The sequence below is a fragment of the Enterobacter sp. PTB genome (genome assembly GCF_051130085.1).
GTDB lineage: Bacteria > Pseudomonadota > Gammaproteobacteria > Enterobacterales > Enterobacteriaceae > Enterobacter > Enterobacter ludwigii.
The window spans coordinates 1-631 of sequence record NZ_JBDKEE010000103.1; the positions used below are offsets into that span (position 1 = coordinate 1).

The 631-nt window shown below is 57.4% G+C and carries 2 protein-coding genes; both read right to left on the minus strand.

Annotated elements, in window-relative coordinates:
- On the minus strand, positions 1-108 hold a 108-nt coding region (locus AAIR21_RS27770; protein ID WP_434682829.1), incomplete at its 3' end, for a hypothetical protein.
- A gap of 19 nt (positions 109-127) precedes the next feature.
- Entirely contained in the window at positions 128-475 is a 348-nt protein-coding gene (tnpB, locus tag AAIR21_RS27775) for an IS66 family insertion sequence element accessory protein TnpB (protein WP_337253103.1), read from the minus strand.
- Positions 476-631 lie beyond the last annotated feature (156 nt).

Genomic DNA, 631 nt, shown 5'->3' on the forward strand with positions numbered 1-631 from the left:
TTCCAGCTCGTAACCCGCAACCTGTCCTGCATACTGGCGCAACAGGGTCTGTTGCTTACGCAGCATGGCCTTCAGTTGGTCGATGTCGTCAGGAAGTTCATTTTTCATCCTACGACATTACAACAGGTTACACCCGCAGGCCAGGACGTTGTGACGGCTGAGGATGTTTCCAGTTGAGGCCTTCCAGCAGCATGGCAAGTTGTGCAGGGGTCAGGTGGATTTTGCCATCACTGACAACGGGCCAGGTGAAGTGCCCGCGCTCCAGTCGTTTGATGAACAGGCAAAGACCATCCTCATCTGACCACAACAGCTTTACCATATCCCCACGGCGTCCCCTGAATATAAACAGGTGGCCGCTGAACGGATCATCGTTGAGGACATTCTGCACGCGGGAGGCCAGGCCGTTGAAGCCGTTTCTCATGTCGGTAACGCCCGTCACCAGCCAGATGCGGGAACCCGTGGGAAGGGATATCATCAGCCACCTCTCTTCAGTTCGCGAACCAGAGCCGACAGCATGGCCGGGGTGAGGTTGCCGGACAGCTTCATGCGCGCACGACCGATACTGACCTCACAGCATTGCCTGGCATCCGCTGGCAGGCTATGTGCTGATGATGCCGGGAGAGCGGGCAGC

What these genes read in the sequence shown, in the direction of transcription:
- tnpB (WP_337253103.1), bottom strand. Translation starts at nt 475, where the DNA reads ATGATATCCCTTCCCACGGGTTCCCGCATCTGGCTGGTGACGGGCGTT.